This is a genomic window from Geobacillus sp. GHH01 (assembly GCF_000336445.1).
Taxonomy (GTDB): domain Bacteria; phylum Bacillota; class Bacilli; order Bacillales; family Anoxybacillaceae; genus Geobacillus; species Geobacillus zalihae.
On the sequence record NC_020210.1, the window covers coordinates 2,417,271 to 2,441,103 of the forward strand.

The window sequence follows — 23,833 nt, forward strand, 5'->3', positions numbered from 1 at the left end:
CTAGAAAGGAGCTGCTTGTCATGAACACGATGCTGTTTTCGCCGTATACAATCCGCGGGCTGACGCTGAAAAACCGAATTGTCATGTCGCCGATGTGCATGTATTCGTGCGACACGAAAGACGGCGCCGTACGCACGTGGCATAAAATCCACTACCCGGCTCGCGCTGTCGGCCAAGTCGGCTTGATTATCGTTGAAGCGACCGGCGTGACGCCGCAAGGTCGCATTTCTGAACGCGACTTAGGCATTTGGAGCGATGACCATATCGCCGGGCTTCGCGAACTCGTTGGGCTTGTGAAAGAGCATGGGGCGGCCATCGGCATCCAGCTTGCCCATGCGGGGAGAAAATCGCAAGTGCCGGGAGAGATCATCGCTCCGTCAGCCGTCCCGTTTGATGATTCGTCGCCGACGCCAAAAGAAATGACGAAAGCCGACATTGAAGAAACGGTGCAAGCGTTCCAAAACGGCGCACGGCGCGCGAAGGAAGCCGGCTTTGACGTCATTGAAATCCATGCCGCCCACGGCTACCTCATTAACGAATTTTTATCGCCGCTCTCCAACCGGCGCCAAGACGAGTACGGCGGCTCTCCGGAAAACCGTTACCGTTTCTTGGGCGAGGTGATCGACGCTGTCCGCGAGGTGTGGGACGGACCGCTTTTTGTCCGCATCTCGGCGTCCGACTACCATCCGGACGGGCTGACGGCCAAAGACTATGTCCCATACGCCAAGCGGATGAAAGAACAAGGAGTCGACCTCGTCGATGTCAGCTCCGGCGCTATTGTTCCGGCGCGCATGAACGTCTATCCCGGCTACCAAGTGCCATTTGCCGAACTGATCCGCCGTGAAGCAGACATCCCGACCGGCGCTGTCGGCCTCATTACGTCCGGCTGGCAAGCGGAAGAAATTTTGCAAAACGGCCGCGCCGATCTCGTCTTTTTGGGGCGCGAGCTGCTGCGCAACCCGTATTGGCCATACGCCGCGGCGAGAGAGCTGGGCGCAAAAATCTCGGCGCCCGTCCAATATGAGCGCGGCTGGCGGTTTTAACCGCGCGGGATCGAAAACGAGGCGAAATCAACGGCGAGCTCGGTGTTCGGAAACACGCTGCGCGCCTCGGCGACGAGCTGCAGCGCCGCCTCACCTTGGTAGCGAGAGCTGATATGGGTCAAAATAAGCCGCTTCGCCCCGGCCCGCCTCGCCACCTCGGCTGCGTCTGTGGTCGTGGAATGGAAATAGTCATGGGCCAGCCGCTGTTCCGCCGCGGCAAACGTCGCCTCGTGGACGACGACATCGGCATCGCGGGCGAGTTCAATCGCCGCTTCGCAAAAACGGGTATCGCCCAACACGGCGACGATTCTCCCCTTTTGCGGCGGCCCGACAAATTCGCGCCCGTCGATGACCGTGCCGTCATCCAGCACGACCGTTTTTCCTTGCTTAATTTCTTGATAAATCGGGCCGGGGCGGACGCCGAGTGCTTGCAATCGCTCGACCAAGAGCGGGCCGGGCAAATCTTTTTCAACGACGCGGAAACCGTATGACGGCATGCCGTGATCGAGCCGTTTGGCGATGACGGAAAACCGTTCATCGTCAAAAATGACGCCCTCATCGATCTCCACAATGTTCAGTTCATAGCGGAGCTTTGTCCCGCTGACGGCAAGGGCCGTTTCGACAAACGCGCGAATGCCTTTTGGGCCGAAGACCGTAAGCGGCGTCTCGCCGCTTTGAAACGAACGGCTGCCTAGCAGTCCAGGCAATCCGAACAAATGGTCGCCATGCAAGTGCGTAATAAAAATATGCTCGATGCGGCGCGGGCGAATGGCGGTATGCAAAATTTGATGCTGCGTCGCTTCGCCGCAGTCAAACAGCCATGTCGCCCCGCGTTCGCCAAGCAGCTGCAGGGCGACGGACGATACGTTGCGCTCTTTGGCCGGCACGCCGGCACCCGTGCCTAAAAACAACAGTTCCAACGCGCTTCACTCCTTTTTCTCGCTCAACATTGCCTGTTGTTAGCGTACCAATGTCAAAACGGCTTTTCAACTTTCTTTTGCGCTCAAAAACGCCGGGTTGGCGCCCGGCTCTTTCATGAACATAAACGCTTTCCCGCCGGAAAGCAACAAAGTGTTTGCGTTCCGACCGGCAAACCTCTACAATGGTTTCATTGAAGAGACAAATTTGGTTAAAGCGAGGTACATACGGTGGACAACATGAATCCGAAATCGATCATCGTCATTTTCGGAGCGACGGGAGATTTGGCGAAACGGAAACTGTTTCCGTCCCTTTACCGCCTGTATGAAAAAGGGCATTTGAACGAGCAATTCGCTGTCGTCGGCGTCGCGCGCCGCCCGTTGTCGGCCGACGAGTTCCGGAACTATGTGCGCGACTCGGTCGAAACGGCGTTTCACCAAAAGCTCGCCGACGGCCGATTCACCTCCCATTTCTATTACCATCCGTTCGACGTGACGGAAGCCGAGTCGTACCAGCGCTTAAAGTCGCTCCTCGAACAGCTCGACGGCACATACAAGACCGAAGGCAACCGCATCTTTTATTTGGCGATGGCGCCGGAATTTTTCGGCACCGTTACTTCCCGCTTGCAGTCGGAAGGATTGACGGAAACGCACGGCTTTAAGCGGCTCGTCATCGAAAAGCCGTTCGGGCATGACTTGGCGAGCGCCGAGAAGCTGAATGACGAGATTCGCCGCGTCTTTTCCGAGCGGGAAATCTACCGGATCGACCATTACCTCGGCAAAGAAATGGTGCAAAACATCGAGGTCATCCGCTTTTCAAACGCCATTTTCGAGCCGCTTTGGAACAACCGGTTCATCGCCAACATTCAAATCACATCGAGCGAAACGCTCGGCGTCGAAGACCGCGGCCGCTACTACGACCATTCCGGGGCGTTGCGCGACATGGTGCAAAACCATATGCTGCAAATGGTCGCTCTGTTGGCGATGGAACCGCCGATCAAATTAACGACCGATGACATCCGCCATGAAAAAGTGAAAGTGTTGCGCGCCTTGCGCCCGATTGCGCACGATGAAGTCGACCGCTATTTCGTGCGCGGCCAATACGGGCGCGGGGTGATCCACGGCAAAAACGTGCCGGCGTATCGCGAGGAGCCGAACGTCGATCCGGACTCGAACACGGAAACGTTCGTCGCTGGAAAACTCCTGATCGACAACTTCCGTTGGGCTGGCGTGCCGTTTTACATTCGCACCGGCAAACGGATGGCGGAAAAATCGACGAAAATCGTCGTCCAATTTAAAGATGTACCGATGAACTTGTATTACCGGACGAATGAGACGATCGCCCCGAACTTGCTCGTCATCCACATCCAGCCGGACGAAGGGATCACCCTTCATTTAAACGGCAAAAAAACCGGGGAATCGACGACCATAACAGCTCCATTTCAACTCGACTATTGCAACAACTGCATCGACGGCATCAACACGCCCGAAGCGTACGAAAAGCTGTTGTACGACTGCATGCGCGGCGATGCGACGAACTTCACTCATTGGGACGAGGTGGCAGCGTCATGGCAATTTGTCGACCCAATTTCTGAGGTGTGGGCGAACACAAAAGCTTCCGACTTTCCGAACTACGCGGCTGGCTCCATGGGCCCGGCGGCCGCGGACAAGCTGCTCAAACAAGACGGCTTCCACTGGTGGCCGATCGAGCATCCGCGTTCGTAAAGACGCGATGGCCCGCCTGTTGCGCCCATCTCGTCCTCTTTGACAAACCAACATAGGGCGCTTGCCCCTTTATCCCTCATGCAAAGGAGCGAATGAACGATGAAAGTGTATGACGTCACGGCCCCGATTTACGAGGGCATGCCCGTGTATAAAAACAAACCGGAAAAACAGCCGAAGCGCACCACCGTCACCAACGGCTATGTGACCGAATCGCGCATTGACATGGACGTGCACACCGGCACGCACATTGACGCCCCTCTTCATATGGTCGAAGGCGGGGCGACGTTTGAAACGATTCCATTGGACGACCTCGTCGGCCCGTGCAAGCTGTTCGATTTAACCGATGTCAACGACCGGATCACGAAAGACGACATCGCGCATCTTGACATTCAAGAAGGCGACTTCGTTCTGTTTAAAACGAAAAACTCCTTTGATGATGCATTTAACTTTGAGTTTATTTTCGTCGCCGAAGACGCGGCTCGGTATCTAGCCGACAAACGGATCCGCGGCGTCGGCATCGACGCCCTTGGCATTGAGCGAGCGCAAGAAGGCCACCCGACCCATAAAACGCTGTTTGGCGCCGGTGTCATCGTCATCGAAGGGCTGCGGCTGAAAGACGTCCCCGAAGGCCGCTATTTCATGGTCGCCGCTCCGCTCAAACTCGTCGGCACCGACGCCGCCCCGGCGCGCGTCTTGCTGTTGGACCGCGAGCCGTAAAAACAGCCGGTCCCCCGATGGGACCGGCTGTTTGATCATTTCAAATTGAATATTCGCCATGGCCGCCCTAAAGACTAGTAAAATGGCGGGGGCTTCCTCGCCTCTGTTTACAGCTCTTCCCCGTTCGTGCGAATGACGCGCTGGAACCAGTAGAAGCTTTTTTTCTTATAGCGCTTCAAATCGCGCAAGTTCTCGTCGTCGCGGTTGACGAAAATGACGCCGTAGCGCTTGCGCATCTCCCCTTGCGAGCTTAATAGATCCGTCGCCCCCCACATCAAATAGCCGATCACCTCGACCCCTTCTTCCATGGCCATCTTCATTTGTTCGATATGGCGGCGCAAATAGTCGATCCGCTCATCATCTTCGACCGTGCCGTCCTCATTCAGCTCCTCCTCAAGCCCGATGCCGTTTTCGGTGATGAAAATCGGCATTTCGTAACGGGCATACACGTCTTTTAAGGCAATCCGCAACCCGATCGGATCGATCGCCCAGCCCCATTTCGTCTTTGGCAAATAGGGATTCGGTTCCAGCCCTTTGACGATCCGTTCATCCTGTTCTTGGTGACGGACGATTTGGCTTTGATAGTAGCTGAACGACAAAAAGTCGACCGTTTGCTCCCGGAGCAGCTGTTCATCCCCTTCTTCCAACGGCAAAAGGATTCCTTTTTTCTCCAGATGATTCGTCACATAACGCGGATAAGCGCCGCGGGCGAACACATCAAAGAAGAAATCAAGGAATAGCTCTTTCGCCTGCACGTTGGCCAAAGCGTCTTCCGGCCGGCATGTCGCCGGATACGTCGTCAAATACGTCACCATCCCGCCGATCTTCGCCTCGGGAGCGATTTCGCGCAGCGCCTTCACGGCTTTCGCGTGGGCGATGAACACATTATGACAGACGCGGTAGGCAAACGCTTCCGGATCTTCGTCTTCCGGCCCAATCGCCCCCCATAAATGCGGTTGTTCGAGCACTAAATTTTGTTCGTTGAACGTCAGCCAATAGTTCACTTTCCCGCGGTAACGCGCAAATACGGTGCGCGCGTACCGCTCAAACAAGTCGACGACTTTCCTTGATGCGAAGCCGTTGTATTTTCTCGCCAACGCCAGCGGCAAGTCGAAATGGTACAGCGTAATGACCGGCTCGATGCCGTTCGCCCTCAATTCATCAAACACAGCGTCATAAAACGCCAACCCCGCCTCATTCGGCTCCCCTTCCCCGTCCGGAAAAATGCGCGTCCAAGCGATGCTCGTCCGGTAGGCGGTAAAGCCGAGCTCCTTGAACAAAGAGATGTCTTCTTTGTAGCGATGGTAAAAATCGACCGCCACTTTCCAGTCGGAATGCCCTTTTGGAATCGGGCGCGCATCCACGATCGACAGCCCTTTGCCGCCTTCGTTCCACGCCCCTTCCGTCTGAAACGACGTCACCGCTCCGCCCCATAAAAAGTTGTCGGGGATGATCGATTTACGCTGTTGTGACATGGAAAGACCCTCCTATCTGTGAACAGACGTGTTTCAGTGATTGAACGCCTTGGAAAATTCACCCTTGGGCATCATCCTCATTATGACATATTTGCTTCTTTATAAAACTAGACGGGCGGAGGTACGAAGCCCGTCTAGACGTTGTGAAAACTGTTTCATGCGCTTTGGAGAGCACCAACGCTCCCAGCAATGGCAATTTTATTGAGACAGTTTTTGCTTAATCAAATAATGGTTCGTAGCCACTTTTCGATACGTGAAGATCATTCCATCATCTCCAGCCGTTGCGAGCAACGCTTCAGATGACAAATCGGCGATTTTCGTTCCTGTTGCCCGGTTATAAATGGCACGGCTGGTGATGATATATTGACGGCTCGCCGCCCGCAGCGGCTCCGGAAATTCAGCGGCCACCAATGCGCCGGGCTGGGCTGGATTGATGCGCGCCTTTCCGTAAAAAATCTCCCCGCCGTTCATAAAAAAGGCATCATCCCCTCCAGGGAAGGACAATAGTTGCGAAACATGCCAATCGGAAAGCCGCACCGCATACAGATCATGATCCGATGTTCCTTCCTGTCCGACATACAATACATTTTGTTTTTCGTCATACCCAATCAACGGATTGATGAATACCTTTGGGATTCGCCATTGTTTTTTCGTCTTCATATCATAAACGGCAATCGATCCCGTCAACGTGCGGCTATTGTCCGTGAAGAAAATTTTCCCGTCCCCGATCGCCAATGAACGCGGAGCAGCGATCAGCGGCACCGTTCCAAGAAACCGCATTGTTTTGGCGTCGTAAATCGCCATTTTCGTCGCTCCCGATAGCGCAACATACACCTTGCCGCCATCAATTTTTACATCCGTCGGCTGCGGTCCGGGATGAATTTCTTTCACCATTTTCATGTCGCTGGCGCGAATGACAAACAGTTTGCTGTCTTCGGCGGACAACACATACAACCATCCGGTCGACGAATCATAAGCCAAATGGGAAATGGGGACATTGGTGAAAGCATAATGGGACGATCGAACATAATAGCTCTCATCGGCCGGCAATGGATATTTATAAATTCGATTTTCCCCTTCTTTGATCAAATACAAATTGTACTTTGCATCCATCAACGCATAGTTCGTCGGGAATGGAAGCGCGTTTATCTTAGCAGAGGTGTAACGGTCATACACCGCCTTATTTGTCACCACGTAGGCCCCTTGAACATCTAAAACGGGGCCGTTATAACAGTCGTGCACCATGTTGATATTTCCGGCATCAATGCGCCTTCCCGCAAAAAACACATCGCTTCCGTCAACGATGAGCGGATGGATGGGCGCGCTGCCTCTCGGCCCTTGATACGAAACTCGCTTCACCACCTTCAAATCGGACAGGCGCAATACCGCTAAATCAGGAATGGAAACATTGCGGCCGATGAAGGCCAGACCTCGCTTCTCATCGAAAAACAACGTATTTTCCTCTGAAAAAACGGAAAAAAAGTTAGGATCAGCAATCAGCCGGCTTGTTTGGCGTTTCGCCGCCAAATCCCACATGTACATCTCATACGTCGTCTTCCCGCGCCCGTACTGCTTTCCGAAAGTTACGATTTTGTTGCCTAATAAGCCAAACGGCAATCCGTTATACGGGGCTCGTTGAATCAGCCGTTTCGTTTTGACGTCAAAAACGTCTATCGATGTTTCAGACGGCACATACAGCTTCCCGTCCCGCAAAAGAAGAGTGACCGACCGCTGGGCATATTTCCGCCATAAAGCGCTGTATGCCCGCAGAGAAACGGGTTCCTGCTTTTTGATCGACAATGTGCTCGCTTCAATAAATAATAACATCCCCTTTTCCGTGAGCGCATAAATATACCCATTTTGATCATCCATGACCCAATCGAGCACGCGCCCAGGAAGCTGTTGCGTACGCGGTCCGGCCGCTTCCGCTTTAGCGGAAGGAAACACATGGAAAAGACAGATAAACAAGAAGAGACAAAATAAAAAACCTTTCCTAAATGTTGTTCCCATTCCAATCCCCCGTCAAACAATGATTTCTAATTCCTTCCTTATACATTCCTTGCGCATAGCATAGCTCAAACAATCGAGCACCGACATTTGACCATTCCTTATCCATCCTCAATATCCATGATAGCCCACCGTTGATCATCACTTCAAGCTCTTTTTGCCATACGCCCCCTGTTCGGCCGCATGCACCAACTGCCGCCGATCACGAACAGCGGCCATCGCTTTGCTGTGTAATGCATTTTCATGCTTTCCATTTTGAACCTCCTTTCCCCCGAACGGTGAAACAAATATAATGAAAACGGAACTCCCAATAGAAACAAGTGGGGTGAGGCAAAATTGAACATTTTGCTCATTGAAGATGATGTGACGTTGTTTCAAGAAATCAAAGCACGTTTGGAACAATGGTCGTACGACGTTTGCGGCATCCGCGATTTCGGTCGTGTGATGGAAGAGTTTTCTGCTTGCAAGCCGCACTTGGTGATCATCGACATCCAGCTGCCGAAATTTGACGGGTTCCACTGGTGCCGCCAGATTCGTGCTCATTCGAACGTCCCGATTTTGTTTTTATCATCGCGCGACCACCCGACTGATATGGTCATGTCGATGCAGCTTGGAGCTGATGATTACATCCAAAAGCCGTTTCATTTCGATGTGCTGATCGCCAAAATCCAAGCGCTGCTCCGCCGCGTGTACAACTACAATGCCGGACCCGTTCAGCTGCAAACATGGTGCGGGGCAACGGTCGACTATGAAAAAAGCACAGTCTCAAATGAACACGGAACAGTGGAGCTGACGAAAAACGAGCTGTTGATTTTGAAACATTTATTGGCCAAGAAAAACCAGATCGTTGCTCGGACGGAGCTGATCAAACGGCTATGGGAAGACGAACGGTTTGTCAGCGACAACACGCTGACCGTCAACGTCAACCGCCTGCGGAAAAAACTCGACGAACTCGGTTTGGGCCGCTTCATTGAAACGAAAATTGGGCAAGGCTATATGGCTACGGAAGAAGGGAGCCACTGATGATCAAAGACTATTTGTGGGAACGAAAAAGCTGGATGGCCCTCTTTCTCTTTCTGGAGCTGTTCATCCTGTTTGTCGCTTATCTGGATCCGACGATTCCGCTCTCCTCCATCCTTTACATCGTCTTTTTAACGACTATCATCTTTGTTGTCTTTGTCATCATCCGTTGGAAAAAAGAAACGGCATTTTATCAACGTTTGCAAGAGTGGGAGCGCGGCCTCGATCCCGTCTCTGCCCTGCAGGCGGCAAGCCCACTGGAGAAGATCGTCGAACGCGTCCTCGCCAGCCAAACGGACCAATGGAAACAGGAGCTGAAAGAACACCTCGCCACGTTGGAACAAGAGAAAGATGAACTGTTGTCATGGATTCACGAAATGAAAACGCCGCTGACGGCCATGCGGCTCATCATCGAACGGGTCGGGGACGAAAACACGAAAGCGCAACTCTTGTACGAGTGGCTGCGCATTCATCTGCTTCTTGATCAGCAACTTCATCAACGACGGCTTCCACACATGGAAAACGACTTATATATCGAACAAGTCGAGCTTGAGCCGCTTCTCATCAATGAGATTAAACCGCTGCAATCGTGGTGTATGCAAAAAGGCATCGGCTTTGACCTTCAATTGGACGTCCGCTCCGTCCTAAGCGATGCCAAATGGCTTTCTTTTATCATCCGGCAAATCATCACGAATGCGGTGAAATACAGCGAGTCATCTGACATTGTCGTGAAAAGCTTTATGAAAAACGGCCATGCCCGCTTGCAAATTCAAGATTTCGGCTTGGGCATTGATCCAAAGGACTTGCCGCGCATTTTCGAGAAAGGATTCACCTCCACCACCGAACACCAAAATGAAGCGGCGACGGGGATGGGGCTGTATTTGGCGAAAAAAGCCGCCAAACCGCTTCTTCTTGACTTTCATGTCGAATCCACGCCCGGACGCGGAACGACATTTACGATCCTATTTCCACAAGAAAATGACATCATCCGCACGCACCGCATGTGACGATTTTGTCACACGCGGTTTCGTTTTGTTCGGCCAAACGCAGGAAAAAACCAACCCCATTGCTTATGATAGAAACGAAGGAGGGAAAACGAGATGGTCATATTGGAAGCAACCAACATCTACAAAACGTACGGAACGAAAAAGAACCTACAAGAAGTGCTCAAAGGCATCGATCTGCGTGTGGAGAAGGGGGAATTTCTCGCGATCATGGGGCCTTCTGGATCAGGGAAAACGACGCTCCTCAACGTTCTTTCCTCAATCGACCGGGTGAGCGAGGGCGCTATTTTCATCGAAGGAAACAACGTCGTCGCCATGAAAGACCGAGAGCTGGCAGAATTTCGCAAACGCCATGTCGGATTCATCTTTCAAGAGTATCATTTGCTTGACACGCTGACGGTGAAGGAGAACGTCCTTTTGCCTTTATCGATTACGAAAACGCCCAAGCGAGAAGCGGAAAAGAAATTTGCAGAATTGGCGGCTGAACTTGGCATTACTGACATCCAAAACCACTATCCGAGCGAAATTTCTGGTGGGCAAAAACAGCGCGCTGCGGCGGCGCGGGCGTTCATCCATGAACCGAGCATCATTTTTGCCGATGAGCCGACGGGCGCACTCGATTCAAAATCGGCTTCCGATTTATTGCACAAGCTGCAACAACTTAATAAAAAACGGAAGACGACAATCATCATGGTCACCCACGATCCGGTCGCCGCCAGTTTCTCAGGCCGTGTCGTTTTTATCAAAGACGGACAATTGTATACGCAACTGTATAAAGGAACGGAAACGCGGCAGCAATTTTTCCAAGCCATTATGCAAACGCAAGGCGTGCTGGGCGGTGTTCGGCCATGAGCATGAAGCAACTCCTGTTCCGCAACTTGAAACAAAACATCCAACATTATTATTTGTACGTGTTTGCCTTGATGTTTACTTCCGCCTTGTATTTCGCGTTCGTGACATTGCAGTACGATCCATCGCTTGATGCCATCAAAGGGGGAGTGAAAGGCGCGGCGGCCGTCCGCACAGGCGCGGTGCTTCTTATCGTGATTGTCGCCGTCTTTCTTTTGTACGCCAACGCCCTGTTTATCAAGCGTCGGAGCCATGAGATCGCTCTTTTGCAGTTGATCGGCATGACGAAACGAAACATCTTTTTTATGCTGGCGGCCGAAAACGTCATTCTTTATTACGGCACACTGATCATCGGCATATTGGTGGGATTTGCCGCTTCCAAGCTGTTGATGATGATTTTGTTTAAAATCATCGATATTCCGCTAGCGGCATCTCTCTCCTTTTCTGGCCGAGCATTGGTGCAAACGTTGATTGTGTTCAGCGTGATTGATGTCCTCATGATGGGGATGAACCGCTTGTTTCTCAAAAAACAGACGATTTTATCCTTGTTCCGCACTACATCCACAACCGAAGCAAAACACGTATCCGTATGGAACATGGTCGTGGGGATGGTGGGGATCATCCTCATCGGCAGCGGCTATGGTATATCGACGAAATTGTTTAGCAGCGACTGGAAGAGCGTTCAAGGATTATTCATGGCCATGGCGTTCATTTTAGGCGCTGTCATCATCGGCACCTATTTATTTTTCAAAGGAACGATCAGCTTTCTGTTCCACCTATGGCGAAAACAAAAAGGTGGCTATTTGTCTATCAACGACGTGCTATCGGTATCGTCGCTCATGTTTCGCATGAAATCGAACGCGTTGCTGCTTACGATCATCACGACCGTGTCGGCCATCGCGATCGGGTTGATCTCACTAAGCTATATTTCCTATTATTCAGCCGAGCAATCAGCCAAAAACAACGTCGCCGCCGATTTCGCGTTTACGGACAAAAAGGATGCCGCCCGTTTTACGGCGGCGCTGCGATCTCATGATATTCGCTATCGGGAAACGATGATCGATGTCATCGAAGCACCGACTGATATTTCGATGATTTTGGACATCGCTGATCAAAGCCGGCTCCAGTTTCAGCCGTCCGCCGCGCCGCTATCGGTGATCAGCGACACAAGTACAGGCCGCATCGATGTCAAGCCTAATGAAGCACTGCTGACGGGATATCGGGACATGCTCCGTCAATTCTTGCCGTTTAAAGAAACGGGAACGATTCGCTTAGAAGAAAACGGCCGCATGGTCCCGCTTCATTACCTTGGGATGAAAAAAGACTATTACGTCAACTATCATTTCACGTACGGCATGCCGACTGTCATCGTCGACCAAACGATGTTTGATCGTTTGCAAAAAGAAACCGATCCACAAAAGAAAAAGGTGCATATCGGAATTCATCTGACTGACGAAACAAATATTGAACGGGCTGATCAGTTGTTTCAACGCATGGAGTTTTCCTCCATCGCCGATTCGCGCCTGATGATGAGCCGCCACCGAAAGCAAACGTTCGGATTGATCATGTTTGTCGTCACCTTTTTAGGACTCGTCTTTTTGGTCACATCCGGCTGCATTCTTTACTTCAAGCAAATGGGCGCCGGCGAAGAAGAGCGGCCGAATTACACCATTTTGCGCAAACTGGGATTCACTGAAAAAGACTTGCTCGGGGGCATTCGGCGGAAACAGCTGTTCTACTTTGGCATTCCGTTGCTGCTCGGATTATCTCACAGCTATTTCGCCGTCCGTTCCGGCTGGTTCTTTTTCGGCACCGAACTGTGGACGCCGATGTTGACGGTGATGGCGATTTACACGGTCTGCTATTCGCTGTTTGGCGTGTTGTCCGTTCGTTATTACAAAAAGCTAATTCGCGAGGCGCTTTAAAACGATGCAGCGAGTGAGGGAAGAACCAAAACCGTTCCAACGTTCGCCCACTCGATCAGTGGTCATCCCATTCTGAAGATGCAGTTCCAGTTGACGGAACGAATTTTAGCTTTATCGAACACGAAAAGCCCTTAGAGTGGTGAATGACTCTAAGGGCTTTTTTCTTTATTTCAACCATTCCGTATGGAAAATGCCTTCCTTGTCAACGCGTTCGTACGTGTGGGCGCCGAAGTAATCGCGCTGCGCTTGGATTAAGTTGGCTGGGAGCACCGCGGTGCGGTAGCTGTCGTAATAGGCGAGGGCGCTGGCGAATCCTGGCACCGGAATGCCGCGCATCGCCGCGGTGGCGACGATTTCGCGGAGCGCGTCTTGGTAGCGTTCGACGATGTCTTGGAAATACGGATCCAAGAGCAAGTTCGAAAGCGCTGGATCACGGTCGTACGCCTCTTTAATTTTTTGCAAAAATTGCGCGCGGATGATGCAGCCGCCGCGGAAGATCATGGCGATATCACCGTAGCGCAAGTTCCAGTTGTATTCCTCAGAAGCCGCCTTCATTTGCGCAAATCCTTGGGCGTACGAGCAAATTTTGCTCATATAAAGCGCGCGGCGCACGGCTTCGATGAAGTGGCCGCGGTCGCCTTCAAACGGCTTCACCGCTGGGCCTGCCAGCACTTTGCTTGCTTTCACGCGCTCGTCTTTCATCGCCGAGAGGAAACGGGCGAACACCGATTCCGTGATGATCGGCAGCGGCACGCCCAAATCGAGGGCGTTTTGACTCGTCCATTTGCCCGTCCCTTTTTGCCCGGCTTTGTCCAAAATGACGTCGACAAGCGGCTTGCCTGTTTCTTCATCGATTTTCGTGAAAATGTCGGCCGTGATCTCGATTAAGTAGCTGTTCAGCTCGCCTTTGTTCCAGTCGGCGAACACTTCGTGCAGCTCTGCAGCATCCATGCCGAGCACATGTTTGAGCAGGAAGTACGCTTCAGCGATCAGCTGCATGTCGCCGTATTCGATGCCGTTATGCACCATTTTGACATAATGCCCCGCGCCGTCCGGACCGATGTACGTCGTGCACGGCTCGCCGTCGACTTTGGCGGCGATGGCTTCAAAAATCGGGCGCACGAGCTCATGCGCTTCTTTTTGGCCCCCTGGCATGATCGACGGGCCTTTCAGCGCCCCTTCCTCGCCGCCCGAGACGCCCGTGCCAATAAAGTGGATGCCAAGTTCGGCGAGTTCTTTGTTGCGGCGCTGCGTATCCTTAAAATACGTATTGCCGCCGTCAATTACAATATCGCCTTTTTCCAAATGCGGCTTCAGCTGTTCGATCGTCGCGTCCGTCGGCGCTCCCGCTTTCACCATCAGCAAAATTTTCCGCGGTTTTTCCAAGGCGTTGACGAATTCTTCGATGCTGTATGTACCGACAATGTTTTTTCCTTTCGCTTCTTGCAAAAACTCGTCCGTTTTTTCGCGCGAACGGTTGTATACCGCCACTGAATAGCCTTTGCTTTCAATGTTCAACGCCAAGTTTTTCCCCATGACCGCCAGTCCGATGACGCCGATTTGCTGTTTCGCCATGATTCAACGTCCCTTTCCGTTTTGGTTTGTTCATCAAACAACATACCATACGTTTACGTTTGCCTGCAAGTTTTTCTAAACCGATTTATGAACGAGTCTGCACGACGGATTTGTTTGCCATTTTCATATTGAAAATGAAAGGGGCGCAACGCCCCTCATGCTTAGTAGCCTCCATAGTGCGGGAAGCCGTATGGGGAAAACGGATAGTGGCCATCATACATCCCGTATGGAAAATGGTGATAGCCGCCGTAGCCCCCGTGCCAATAAGGATAGTAGCCATACGGATAGTGGCCGTAGCCGCCAAAGTACGGCGGATAAAAGCCGCCCGGATACGGGCCAAACGGTCGAACCATGGAATGCGCCTCCTCTTCATGAGTTGAAGTTCATTTCCATGATTAGGATATGCGCGGAAGAAAAAACGGTATAGGCAAACACCTATACCGTCTCTCCTGCCCGGGCAGCGGCTTGGGCAGCGGCCACCTGCTCGCGAATCTCCTCTGCCTCGTCCAAATGGGCAAACAAGACGCGCGGGTCAAGCACGGTCAACAGCCGGTCGGCTTGCGCCGCCATCCCGACTACATACGGCGTGCGCTCCGCGGACATCAGTTGAAGCGGTTTAATGGCCTCAGGCTCAATATCGGCGATCTCTTTCGCCTCATCGACGATAAACGCGACCGACAAGCCATCCACAGCGGCGACAATGAGGCGTGTCTGATCCGTTTCCTCAATCGCTCTTCCGTACAACAATTCCCGCATATCAAGCACCGGCACAAGCTCGCCGCGGATGCGCACGACGCCGGCCATATAGTCCGGCATATGCGGAACGGCGGTCGGCTCTGTCATTTTTTCAATCGAGACGACATACGCGATCGAAACGGCGTACTGTTCCCGCTCAACGCGAAAGATGACGTATTTGTCCATTCCCCAGCCCTCTCTTCTTCAACATCTTGCCTTTGCTTTTTTTATCGGCAGCTTTCATCCTATTTTCAGCGCGAATGTTCTCCGCTCGAGAAAAAGAGCATCCAGCCTCGGGATGCTCACTCGGCATTGGCGACTTCTTCGACAATGGCGATGACCATTTCCGTCAGTTTGACCAACTCTTCAATCGGCATCCGCTCGTTCGTCGTATGGATCTCTTCATAGCCGACAGCGAGGTTGACCGTCGGAATGCCGAAGCCGGCGATGATATTGGCATCGCTGCCGCCGCCGCTTCGCTCGAGCTTGCACGGCCGGCCGATTTTCGCCGCCGCCCGTTTGGCGATTTCCACGACATGGTCGCCGTCGCTGAACTTAAAGCCAGGGTACATCACTTCCACTTCGACATCGGCGCGGCCGCCCATTTCCACGGCGACCGTTTCAAACGCCTCTTTCATTTTCGCCACTTGCGCTTCCATTTTTTCTGGGACAAGCGAGCGGGCTTCCGCTAAAATATCGACGCGGTCGCAGACGATGTTCGTTTGCGTGCCGCCTTCAAAGCGGCCGATGTTGGCCGTTGTTTCCTCGTCGATGCGGCCGAGCGGCATTTTCGCGATCGCTTTCGCCGCAATCGTAATGGCTGACACCCCTTTTTCAGGCGCCACACCGGCATGAGCGGTTTTGCCATGCACAACCACTTTCAGCTTCGCCTGCGTCGGGGCGGCGACGACGATGTTGCCGACTTTGCCGTCGCTGTCCAAGGCATAGCCGTATTTCGCTTGGATGAGCGACGGATCGAGCGCCTTCGCCCCGACAAGCCCCGACTCTTCTCCGACGGTGATGATAAACTGGATCACGCCGTGCGGGATGTTTTGCTCTTTCAACACCCGAATCGCTTCCAACATCGCCGCCAAGCCCGCCTTGTCGTCCGCCCCTAAAATCGTCGTCCCGTCGGTGACGACATAGCCGTCTTGAATCGATGGCTTCACGCCTTTGCCCGGCACGACCGTATCCATATGCGACGTGAAATAAATCGGATCCACCCCGTCTTTCGTCGCCGCGAGCGTGCAAATCAAGTTGCCCGCCCCATGCCCCGTTTTCGCGGCGGCATCGTCTTCGATCACCTCGAGTCCGAGCGCTTCAAACTTTTGTTTGAGCACGTTGGCGATTTTCCCTTCATGCTTCGTTTCTGAATCGATTTGCACGAGTTCCAAAAATTCGTCGACAAGACGCTGTTCATTGACCATAACTTTCTTCCTCCTGCTTATGTATTCCACCTTAAGTATACCGAAATGTTCCGCCAAGAGCCAAACCGGACGCCGGAACGATCCGCACGCCTAAGACGCATACGGACGCGCTCGAAATGTACCGGCGCGGACTGCCGGATCAAATGTCGAGTCCGTATATAGGCGAAAAAATCCGGTGAGCGATTGGAAAGCACGGCATCGGAAAGAGCCTGACATACGTGAATCCCCGTGCGAAAATGAAGGGCCGAGCAACAAAAAAGGGGCCTCTTGGCCCCCGTTCGTTCACAGCGGAATGTTGCCATGCTTTTTCTTCGGCCGTTCTTCGTGCTTATGGCGAAGCATCTCCAGCGCCTGAATGAGCTTGATTCTCGTGTCGCGCGGGTCGATGACGTCATCGATCATGCCGTATTTGGCGGCGACGTACGGATTGGCGAATTTCTCGCGGTATTCGGCAATTTTTTGCGCCCTCGTTTCTTCCGGGTTCGGACTTTTTTCAATTTCGCTCGCGAAAATGATGTTCGCCGCCCCTTGCGGCCCCATGACGGCCACTTCGGCGTTCGGCCACGCATAAACGACATCGGCGCCGATCGATTTGCTGTTTAAGGCGACGTAGGCGCCGCCGTACGCTTTCCGCAAAATGACCGTAATTTTCGGCACCGTTGCTTCCGAGTAGGCGTACAAAATTTTCGCCCCATGGCGGATGATGCCGCCGTGCTCCTGCTTGACGCCCGGGAAAAAGCCGGTGACGTCCTCAAACGTAATGATCGGGATGTTGAACGAATCGCAAAAACGGATAAAACGCGCCGCCTTGTCCGACGAGTCGATGTCCAGCCCGCCGGCCATAAACTTCGGCTGGTTGCACACAAGCCCGACCACTTCGCCTTTGATGCGGGCAAAGCCGATCACGATGTTTTTGGCGAAATCTTTTTGCACTTCCATAAACGATCCGTCATCGACGACTTGGGCGATGACGTGGCGCACATCGTACGGGCGGACGGCGTCAATCGGCACGACATCGGCCAAATCGGGGCGGTAGTCGTCCCCGTCCGGAATCGGGCCAGACGGCGGCTTTTCGTTATTGTTTGACGGCAAATAGCCAAGCAGCCGCCGCACCTCGGCGAGCGCCTCCTCTTCATTCGCCGCCGCAAAATGAGCGTTGCCGCTGATCGTGTTGTGCACGCGGGCGCCGCCTAAATCTTCGGCGCTGATTTTCTCCCCGGTCACCGCTTCAATCACTTTCGGACCGGTGATGAACATTTGGCTCGTTTTTTCGACCATGAACACAAAATCCGTGATGGCCGGGGAATAGACGGCCCCGCCGGCGCACGGCCCCATAATGACGGAAATTTGCGGGATGACGCCGGAATAAATGGCGTTGCGGTAAAAAATGTGCCCGTACCCGTCAAGCGACAAGACCCCTTCTTGAATGCGGGCGCCGCCCGAATCGTTCAAGCCGATGACCGGCGCCCCGGTTTTCGCCGCCAAATCCATGATGTTCGTGATTTTTTTCGCATGCATTTCCCCAAGCGCGCCGCCGAAGACGGTGAAATCTTGCGAAAACACAAACACGGTGCGTCCATTGATCTTCCCGTAGCCGGTGACGACCCCATCGCCCGGCCCCTTCTTTTCGCCAAGTCCAAAATCGGTGCAGCGGTGCTCGATGAACGGATTGAGCTCGACAAACGTCCCTTCGTCCAACAGCAAGTCAATCCGCTCGCGCGCCGTCAGCTTCCCTTTCGCGTGCTGCTGTTCAATTTTCTCATCGCCCCCGCCCAGTTCAATCTCACGTCGGCGGTCATACAGTTCGTTGATTTTGTCGTACATGTCGCTCATTGATGTCCCTCCGTTTTCGTCCGTTCACAAAGCTCATACAACACGCCGCCGGTCGATTTCGGGTGCATGAACGCGACCCATGCCCCGCCGGCGCCGCGTTTCGGCGCATCTTGAATCATACGGATGCCGTGCTCCTTCAGCTCACGGATGCGCTCGGTGATGTCCTCGACGCCAAGCGCCACGTGATGGATCCCTTCGCCGCGTTTCTCGATAAATTTCGCCACCGCGCTCTCTGGCGACAGCGGCTCGAGCAGCTCAAGCTTCGCCTCTCCGGCCTGCAGAAACGCCACTTTCACCTGTTCCGACTCAACTTCCTCGATGCCGAGAAACGGCAGGCCGAGCACATCCATATAAAACGGAAGCGCTTTCTCGATCGAGCGGACAGCAATGCCGATATGGTCGACTTTTTTCACCTGCATCGTCTTGGTCTCCTTTGCTGCAAAATGATGAGGCCAACGTTTTATTATTCGCCGTTTCGACAAAAAATCCTGCTTTTTTTGTTTTTCTTTGTCTGCGCAACGGTCAAGCCATGGAGCGGTTCGTTTCATCTCTCATCCTGCTTTTTTCCTTGTCCGCTCCGCTGTTTGCCGTTACAATAAACGTAGAACAGCGGACGGAAGGAGGACGGACCGTTGTCGCGCAAAACGCAAAAATTCGTGGTTTACTTGATGCTCATTTGCATGCTGCTGACGACGCTCCTCGCCGGCATCAGCATGTGGTTTTAAACCTGCCCAAAAAAACGCAAGCTCCGAAACGGAGCTTGCGTTTTTCATTGGACAGCGCCGTACCGTTTGGCAATGGCGTAAAACGATTCGTTGCTGCGGAGAATGAGCACGTTGGCGCCGATGGGCACCCGTTCATACAGCTGCTCGACATTGCGGTTGTGCATGCGCACACAGCCTTGCGAAACGTAGCCGCCAATCGACGCCGGGTTGTTCGTGCCATGAATGCCGTACGTGCGCCCGTCCGTCCCGCGCGCGTTAAAGCCGATCCACCTTGCGCCGAGTGGATTGTTCGGCGCCCCGCCCGGGATGTTCTTTTTCCGATAATACGGGTGTTTCGCCTTCACCGTCACCGTAAACATTCCTTCCGGCGTCAAATCGGCATTGACCCCGGTCGCCACCGGATAAACGGCTTCGATGCGGCCGTCGCGGACGAGCGCGAGCTTATTGATCGCTTTGTTCACAATCACGAGCGGCTTCGCCTCCGCCGCTGTCTGGAAAGGCGCCCCCAACACGGCGGTGAGCACGAGACAAATGGCCAACCATACCCGCATATCCGTCCATCCTTTGCTTGAATGTTTGGCTATAGTGTGCGCCAAAACAGATGGACATATGCCCTGCATCATGCCTTCAGCCGCTGCGGTTTTCGTTCGTTTCCGGGGTGGAATTCGCTTTTGATGATTAAATATCGCTCCAATTCGCGCACCAAATGAAACAATGCCGCCCGCTCTTCAAACTGCTCGCGCGTCTTTGGCAGCGGCATCGCCTTAAACTGTTCGCGCATCTCGGCAAGGCGCCGCAAAAAGCGGTCCGCCGTATTCCCCGGATGAATGGCGTCGCTTAATTCGTCGATAAAATCCGCAATCATCATCCGCTGCTCGACCGTATAGGTAAGTGACGTCACAAGCGGAAGCATATGCTCAATGATTTCCAACTGCCGCTCGCGCATGCGGAAGTAGCGGACATATTCATCCTCATTCCGCCATAATTGGTTGTCGGCGTGGCGCATGGCGAGTTTTTTCGCTTTTTCGATCGTCTCCGCGGCGAGCGGCAGCTCTTTTCCGTCCCAATCGAGTTCATTGGTGCGCAAGTAGCGGACGATTTCTTTTAAAATGATGCGGAACAAATCCTCAACGATGCGTTGGTACTCTTTGAGCTGCTTCTCGGCGCTCGGCATATACATGTTCATCAGCAGCGCTACACCAATGCCAACCGCCACCAGCAAGATCTCATTGGCGATCAATCCCCACGTGATGTCCCCGGCCGCATACAAATGCAAAATAATGACCGAGCTTGTGGCAATGCCCTCGTTCACCTTCAGCCTGACGGTCACTGGAATGAACAGCAGCAGCAACAGCCCGATCGTCCACGGATGATAGCCGAAGACGGTAAAAAACAACGCCGCAAACCCGACCGCAACGACGCACGCCGCAAAACGGGCCCGAGCGGTCTCAAGCGACCGCTTTTTCGTCACTTGGACGCATAAAATGACGATAATGCCAGCGGAAGCGAAATTATGCAGGCCGATCAGCTGAGCGATGGCAATCGCTAGCGCCGCCCCCACCGCGGTTTTTAACGTCCGATATCCGATTTTCATCGCGCCGTCTCCTTTTATCGTATCAACAACGGCAGACAAGACATGAAGAGAGAGGTAAAATGGCCATTGTTTTTCTTAACCTATCACAGCTATGGTTTAGGAAGTCTCGCTTTGTTCGCTTTCATATAACGCTTCAGCTCATCATAAAAATTTTCGCGGGTTCCCGCCAAGACAACGACCACCATATTCCCGCTTTCATCCTGATCAATAAAATAGGCGATTTCGTAATTGACTCCTTGATGATAAATGTCGTAACCGTAAATCCCTGCCAAATCCCCTGTTTTCGCTTCTCCTGCTTCCGTTGGATGGGAAAGAATCTCCCGCAAGGCTTCTTTCAAACGCTGTTTCAGCACCGGATCTTTCTTTGTCAGCTTTTTGATGGTTTTTTCTGCTTTTGGGAGCAATTGCAGCCGATTATTGTTCATCATCTTCGCCGAATAACTCCTCTAACGTATCCGCGGTATACGTTTTTGCCTTCGGTCTTTCCTCAGAAATCATCGCGTTGAATGCAGGGGCAATTTGCGATTTACGGTATACAAATTCTTTGTATAGTTCTTCGCCTGTATATCCTTCTTCGATCAAGTCTTTTAAAATCAGATCGGAAAAGTCAAAATGATCCTCATGAATAGGATGAATAATTAACTTATTATCCGCTAACTCAATTAACACCTCGTTTCCAATTCCTAATTGCTCATAAAAATCCTTTGGGATCGTAATTTGTTTTTTGCTCGATACGGCAATTCGTTTCACAAGGTTTTTCTTACGGTTAGGGATATTGTCCATCGGTACCTTCTCCTTTGTCATCGAATCTGATGGTACCATATTATTCCCCTCCTTCCAAAAAAATAACCAAATTTCTTGGTTTCTTTACTAATGATCATAGCATGGTGGGGAAACAAACACAATGATTTTCCCATACCGTAGGGAGGAGAAGTGTTCAATGTTTGCGGAAGAGGAATAGATTGATGCAAACACTAACATCCTAGTGGAACAAAGCGGAGAATTCCTGAACAAAACGACGCTCAATTGATGGAGGCCAAGGTCCTCAAAGATAGCGATTATTATTTCAAATAGGAACTTTCATAAATGATACGAATTCGAACGTCCATGGTGTGGAAATTCCTTCACTTTCCTTGTATTTCAAGGATTCATTTGACATTGGAACTCACATTTCGCACCCCTACTAAGTAGAACGAAAGGATTTTTTATTTGTTTTTTTAGAATAACTTTTGAACCAACACAACGAGCGATGGCAATCCTTTTTTTACCATCGCTGGTCGTTCTTTATCCCATTAGACGTAAATGCTCTCGTCCAACCCCAACCCTTGCAGAATCCTTCGCTGCTCGTACGTGAGCGGTTGGCTTAACGCACGTTGGATTTGCCCGTCTGGCTGCTTGAGAAGCACCACTTTGACATACTGAAACAACTGAAAGATCGCTTGCCCCGTCGGCCGGGTCAGTTTGCGTCCTCCTGCGCCCTTTAGAGGCTGCTCCGGAGTAATGAATTGGCGCACCCGGCGCTGGAAGACGCGATAAATGGCCAACGCCAACAAAAACAAATACCCCAGCACCGCGACCCGTTCCGGTTTTTTTACATAGATTTCATCCGTAAAGAACAGGTCTTTCAAAAAGGCAAAGTTCATTTCCACCGAGATGTGGCCTTTATACAGCTTCAAGATCTCTTTCGCGTCCATCGGTTGGCCCTTCCATTCCTCCGGAACGGTCGTGACCAAGACAAAACGGAACGCTTTCCGTCTCGCCCGCTCCCACGCCTCTTGGTCGAATGCCGCGTTCAGGCGAAGGGCGAACCGCGTTTCCACCTCCGGTTCCGCCCCTTTTTTCGGCCGTCCGCGCCGTTTTTTCGGGCGAATGACCTCGTCAACGGACGCCTCGACGCGATGGAACCGAGGGCGAAGGGAAGCCTTGAGAGACGCCAGCGCTTGTTCGGCGTCTTCCCGGCAGGAAAACAGGCGGCTCTCCCATTGGGCTTGTTCTTGTGAAAGAAGCTCTGCTTCTTTTTTCCGTTTGTTTTCAAGTTTCTTCCCTTTTCGTTGGTCCAGCGCGCTGGATTCAACGACGATCAGCCGAACCGGATGGCCTTCATACGTCGAGGCGGTTTCCCACACTCGATACGCGGCGCCGTTTTTCTCTGCCAAGACGAACGGATCGCTCCACGGCGTGTCCTCGGCATCGGCTTGGTCCAGCGCCGTTTTGCCGATCCGAAGCGAAGCCGGGCAGCGCGTGATCAAAAAGGCGTTGGCGGCTTTCGTTTGCGCCAAGGTGCCGCGCGTCATGGCGGCCGAATCGGCCACGTAAATCCATTCGTCTTCGATTCCCGCGCGTTCAAACTATTCTTTCATCCGTGCCAACACGGAAGGATTCCATGTCTTATCGGGCAGATGGCCGTCGTGCACATCTCCGTAAAACGGAAGGCCGTCTTGATTGCCGACCAACCCGAATCCCATCTGTTTTTGCCAATAATGATGCCGATTGTAGCCATAGGTGATTTGCAAGACTTCGGTCGAGTTCGTTTCGTACGCACCATATACCGTCTTATCGGTCGTATCGGCATGAAACACCTAAAGAGGGAGGTCTCCATATACCAATTTACGAGCCATTCTTTTCGATACAGTAATAATTTTAATACCCATTCTTTGTAAATTTTACTCATGACATTTTCTGAAACACCATCTAAAACAGTTGTGACTTGTTGCTCATTTATTTGACTGATACGATCAATTTCCTTCTTCATTTCTATTATCACAAACAATAATGGTCATGCAAAAACCCGAAGTCCCTTTTGGAACTTCGGGTTCTCCTTTCACACTTCCTCACAATATTCATCGAACAGCGCCTGCAGCTTTTGCACGACAGCGACCGGTTCGTGCCCTTCGATGTCGTGTCGGTGCAACATGGCGCACAATTTCCCGTCTTTTAACAACGCGAACGACGGCGAGGATGGCGGCTCGCCGACAAAATATTCGCGCGCGCGGGCGGTTGCTTCTTTGTCTTGGCCGGCAAAGACAGTTACTAAATGGTCCGGGCGCTTGTCGTAATGAACCGCGTGGGCCGCTGCCGGACGGGCGATGCCGCCGGCGCAGCCGCACACGGAGTTGATGAGCACGAGCGTTGTGCCCGGACGGCGGAATGCCGCATCGACGTCTTCCGGCGTGCGTAGCTCTTCAAATCCGGCTTCGACCGCTTCGCGCCGCGCTTGTTCGACGATGTCGTTATAGAGCGGAAATTGAAATTGGAACATCTC

The 23,833-nt window shown here is 52.5% G+C and carries 22 protein-coding genes and 1 pseudogene; 8 read left to right on the forward strand and 15 right to left on the reverse strand.

What is annotated here, in order from left to right:
• Nucleotides 1-20 precede the first annotated feature (20 nt).
• The gene (gene namA / locus GHH_RS11900; RefSeq protein WP_011231814.1) at nucleotides 21-1,043 is read left to right on the forward strand and encodes an NADPH dehydrogenase NamA; all 1,023 of its coding nucleotides are present in this window, start codon (nucleotides 21-23) and stop codon (nucleotides 1,041-1,043) included.
• On the opposite strand, the gene rnz is transcribed toward namA, so the two are convergent.
• Nucleotides 1,040-1,963, reverse strand: coding sequence for a ribonuclease Z (rnz, locus tag GHH_RS11905; protein WP_015375332.1), 924 nt, complete (start codon nucleotides 1,961-1,963; stop codon nucleotides 1,040-1,042). The two genes, namA and rnz, sit on opposite strands and share 4 nt — an antisense overlap.
• 228 nt (nucleotides 1,964-2,191) lie before the next feature.
• On the opposite strand from rnz, the gene zwf reads away from it, so the two are divergent.
• Together zwf and GHH_RS11915 are read left to right on the forward strand one after the other, a co-directional pair.
• Nucleotides 2,192-3,685, forward strand: a complete 1,494-nt coding sequence (gene zwf / locus GHH_RS11910; RefSeq protein ID WP_041470537.1) for a glucose-6-phosphate dehydrogenase — start codon at nucleotides 2,192-2,194, stop codon at nucleotides 3,683-3,685.
• 99 nt (nucleotides 3,686-3,784) lie between these two features.
• The gene (locus GHH_RS11915) at nucleotides 3,785-4,402 is read left to right on the forward strand and encodes a cyclase family protein (RefSeq protein WP_015375334.1); all 618 of its coding nucleotides are present in this window, start codon (nucleotides 3,785-3,787) and stop codon (nucleotides 4,400-4,402) included.
• A gap of 107 nt (nucleotides 4,403-4,509) precedes the next feature.
• On the opposite strand, the gene GHH_RS11920 is transcribed toward GHH_RS11915, so the two are convergent.
• Together GHH_RS11920 and GHH_RS11925 are read right to left on the reverse strand one after the other, a co-directional pair.
• On the reverse strand, nucleotides 4,510-5,877 hold the full coding sequence (locus tag GHH_RS11920) for a glycoside hydrolase family 1 protein (protein ID WP_015375335.1): 1,368 nt from the start codon (nucleotides 5,875-5,877) through the stop codon (nucleotides 4,510-4,512).
• Nucleotides 5,878-6,075: 198 nt separating this feature from the next.
• Nucleotides 6,076-7,887 (reverse strand): YncE family protein, encoded by a 1,812-nt coding sequence (locus GHH_RS11925; RefSeq protein WP_011231821.1) that lies wholly within the window; start codon nucleotides 7,885-7,887, stop codon nucleotides 6,076-6,078.
• 333 nt (nucleotides 7,888-8,220) lie between these two features.
• Between GHH_RS11925 and GHH_RS11930 the strand changes: the two genes are divergently transcribed.
• From GHH_RS11930 to GHH_RS11945, 4 genes are all read left to right on the forward strand, one after another.
• Nucleotides 8,221-8,907, forward strand: a complete 687-nt coding sequence (locus GHH_RS11930; protein ID WP_015375336.1) for a response regulator transcription factor — start codon at nucleotides 8,221-8,223, stop codon at nucleotides 8,905-8,907.
• Complete coding sequence (locus tag GHH_RS11935; protein ID WP_015375337.1) at nucleotides 8,907-9,911, forward strand: sensor histidine kinase; 1,005 nt, start codon at nucleotides 8,907-8,909, stop codon at nucleotides 9,909-9,911. The genes GHH_RS11930 and GHH_RS11935 overlap by 1 nt, the downstream gene beginning before the upstream one ends.
• Nucleotides 9,912-10,004: 93 nt before the next feature.
• Complete coding sequence (locus tag GHH_RS11940) at nucleotides 10,005-10,760, forward strand: ABC transporter ATP-binding protein (protein WP_015375338.1); 756 nt, start codon at nucleotides 10,005-10,007, stop codon at nucleotides 10,758-10,760.
• The gene (locus tag GHH_RS11945; protein WP_015375339.1) at nucleotides 10,757-12,682 is read left to right on the forward strand and encodes an FtsX-like permease family protein; all 1,926 of its coding nucleotides are present in this window, start codon (nucleotides 10,757-10,759) and stop codon (nucleotides 12,680-12,682) included. The genes GHH_RS11940 and GHH_RS11945 overlap by 4 nt, the downstream gene beginning before the upstream one ends.
• Before the next feature lie 165 nt (nucleotides 12,683-12,847).
• On the opposite strand, the gene gndA is transcribed toward GHH_RS11945, so the two are convergent.
• The 6 genes from gndA to mce form a co-directional block, all read right to left on the reverse strand.
• Complete coding sequence (gndA, locus tag GHH_RS11950) at nucleotides 12,848-14,257, reverse strand: NADP-dependent phosphogluconate dehydrogenase (protein ID WP_015375340.1); 1,410 nt, start codon at nucleotides 14,255-14,257, stop codon at nucleotides 12,848-12,850.
• 161 nt (nucleotides 14,258-14,418) lie between these two features.
• Nucleotides 14,419-14,610 carry a hypothetical protein gene (locus tag GHH_RS11955; protein WP_012820645.1) on the reverse strand — a complete coding sequence of 64 codons (192 nt, stop codon included), beginning with the start codon at nucleotides 14,608-14,610 and terminating at the stop codon, nucleotides 14,419-14,421.
• A gap of 82 nt (nucleotides 14,611-14,692) precedes the next feature.
• On the reverse strand, nucleotides 14,693-15,178 hold the full coding sequence (locus tag GHH_RS11960) for a chemotaxis protein CheW (RefSeq protein WP_015375341.1): 486 nt from the start codon (nucleotides 15,176-15,178) through the stop codon (nucleotides 14,693-14,695).
• Between the two features lie 116 nt (nucleotides 15,179-15,294).
• Nucleotides 15,295-16,419: a tripeptidase T gene (locus GHH_RS11965; protein ID WP_015375342.1), complete on the reverse strand. Its 1,125-nt coding sequence runs from the start codon at nucleotides 16,417-16,419 to the stop codon at nucleotides 15,295-15,297.
• A 282-nt stretch (nucleotides 16,420-16,701) separates the two neighbouring features.
• A complete protein-coding gene (locus GHH_RS11970) occupies nucleotides 16,702-18,252 on the reverse strand; it encodes an acyl-CoA carboxylase subunit beta (RefSeq protein ID WP_015375343.1) in 1,551 nt (516 codons plus the stop codon).
• A complete protein-coding gene (mce, locus tag GHH_RS11975) occupies nucleotides 18,249-18,671 on the reverse strand; it encodes a methylmalonyl-CoA epimerase (protein WP_015375344.1) in 423 nt (140 codons plus the stop codon). The genes GHH_RS11970 and mce overlap by 4 nt, the downstream gene beginning before the upstream one ends.
• A 213-nt stretch (nucleotides 18,672-18,884) precedes the next feature.
• On the opposite strand from mce, the gene prli42 reads away from it, so the two are divergent.
• Nucleotides 18,885-18,977 (forward strand): stressosome-associated protein Prli42, encoded by a 93-nt coding sequence (gene prli42 / locus GHH_RS19210; RefSeq protein ID WP_012820630.1) that lies wholly within the window; start codon nucleotides 18,885-18,887, stop codon nucleotides 18,975-18,977.
• Between the two features lie 44 nt (nucleotides 18,978-19,021).
• On the opposite strand, the gene GHH_RS11980 is transcribed toward prli42, so the two are convergent.
• From GHH_RS11980 to GHH_RS12010, 6 genes and pseudogenes are all read right to left on the reverse strand, one after another.
• The gene (locus GHH_RS11980) at nucleotides 19,022-19,528 is read right to left on the reverse strand and encodes a L,D-transpeptidase (protein ID WP_015375345.1); all 507 of its coding nucleotides are present in this window, start codon (nucleotides 19,526-19,528) and stop codon (nucleotides 19,022-19,024) included.
• A gap of 68 nt (nucleotides 19,529-19,596) precedes the next feature.
• Nucleotides 19,597-20,571 (reverse strand): aromatic acid exporter family protein, encoded by a 975-nt coding sequence (locus GHH_RS11985; protein ID WP_015375346.1) that lies wholly within the window; start codon nucleotides 20,569-20,571, stop codon nucleotides 19,597-19,599.
• Between the two features lie 89 nt (nucleotides 20,572-20,660).
• Nucleotides 20,661-20,999 carry a type II toxin-antitoxin system RelE/ParE family toxin gene (locus GHH_RS11990; protein WP_015375347.1) on the reverse strand — a complete coding sequence of 113 codons (339 nt, stop codon included), beginning with the start codon at nucleotides 20,997-20,999 and terminating at the stop codon, nucleotides 20,661-20,663.
• A complete protein-coding gene (locus tag GHH_RS11995) occupies nucleotides 20,986-21,393 on the reverse strand; it encodes an AbrB/MazE/SpoVT family DNA-binding domain-containing protein (RefSeq protein WP_015375348.1) in 408 nt (135 codons plus the stop codon). Before GHH_RS11995 ends, GHH_RS11990 begins: the two co-directional genes overlap by 14 nt.
• A gap of 470 nt (nucleotides 21,394-21,863) precedes the next feature.
• Nucleotides 21,864-23,147: pseudogene (locus tag GHH_RS12000) on the reverse strand (IS1634 family transposase); the annotation flags it as partial.
• Between the two features lie 245 nt (nucleotides 23,148-23,392).
• Entirely contained in the window at nucleotides 23,393-23,830 is a 438-nt protein-coding gene (locus GHH_RS12010) for a BrxA/BrxB family bacilliredoxin (RefSeq protein WP_011231850.1), read from the reverse strand.
• Nucleotides 23,831-23,833 lie beyond the last annotated feature (3 nt).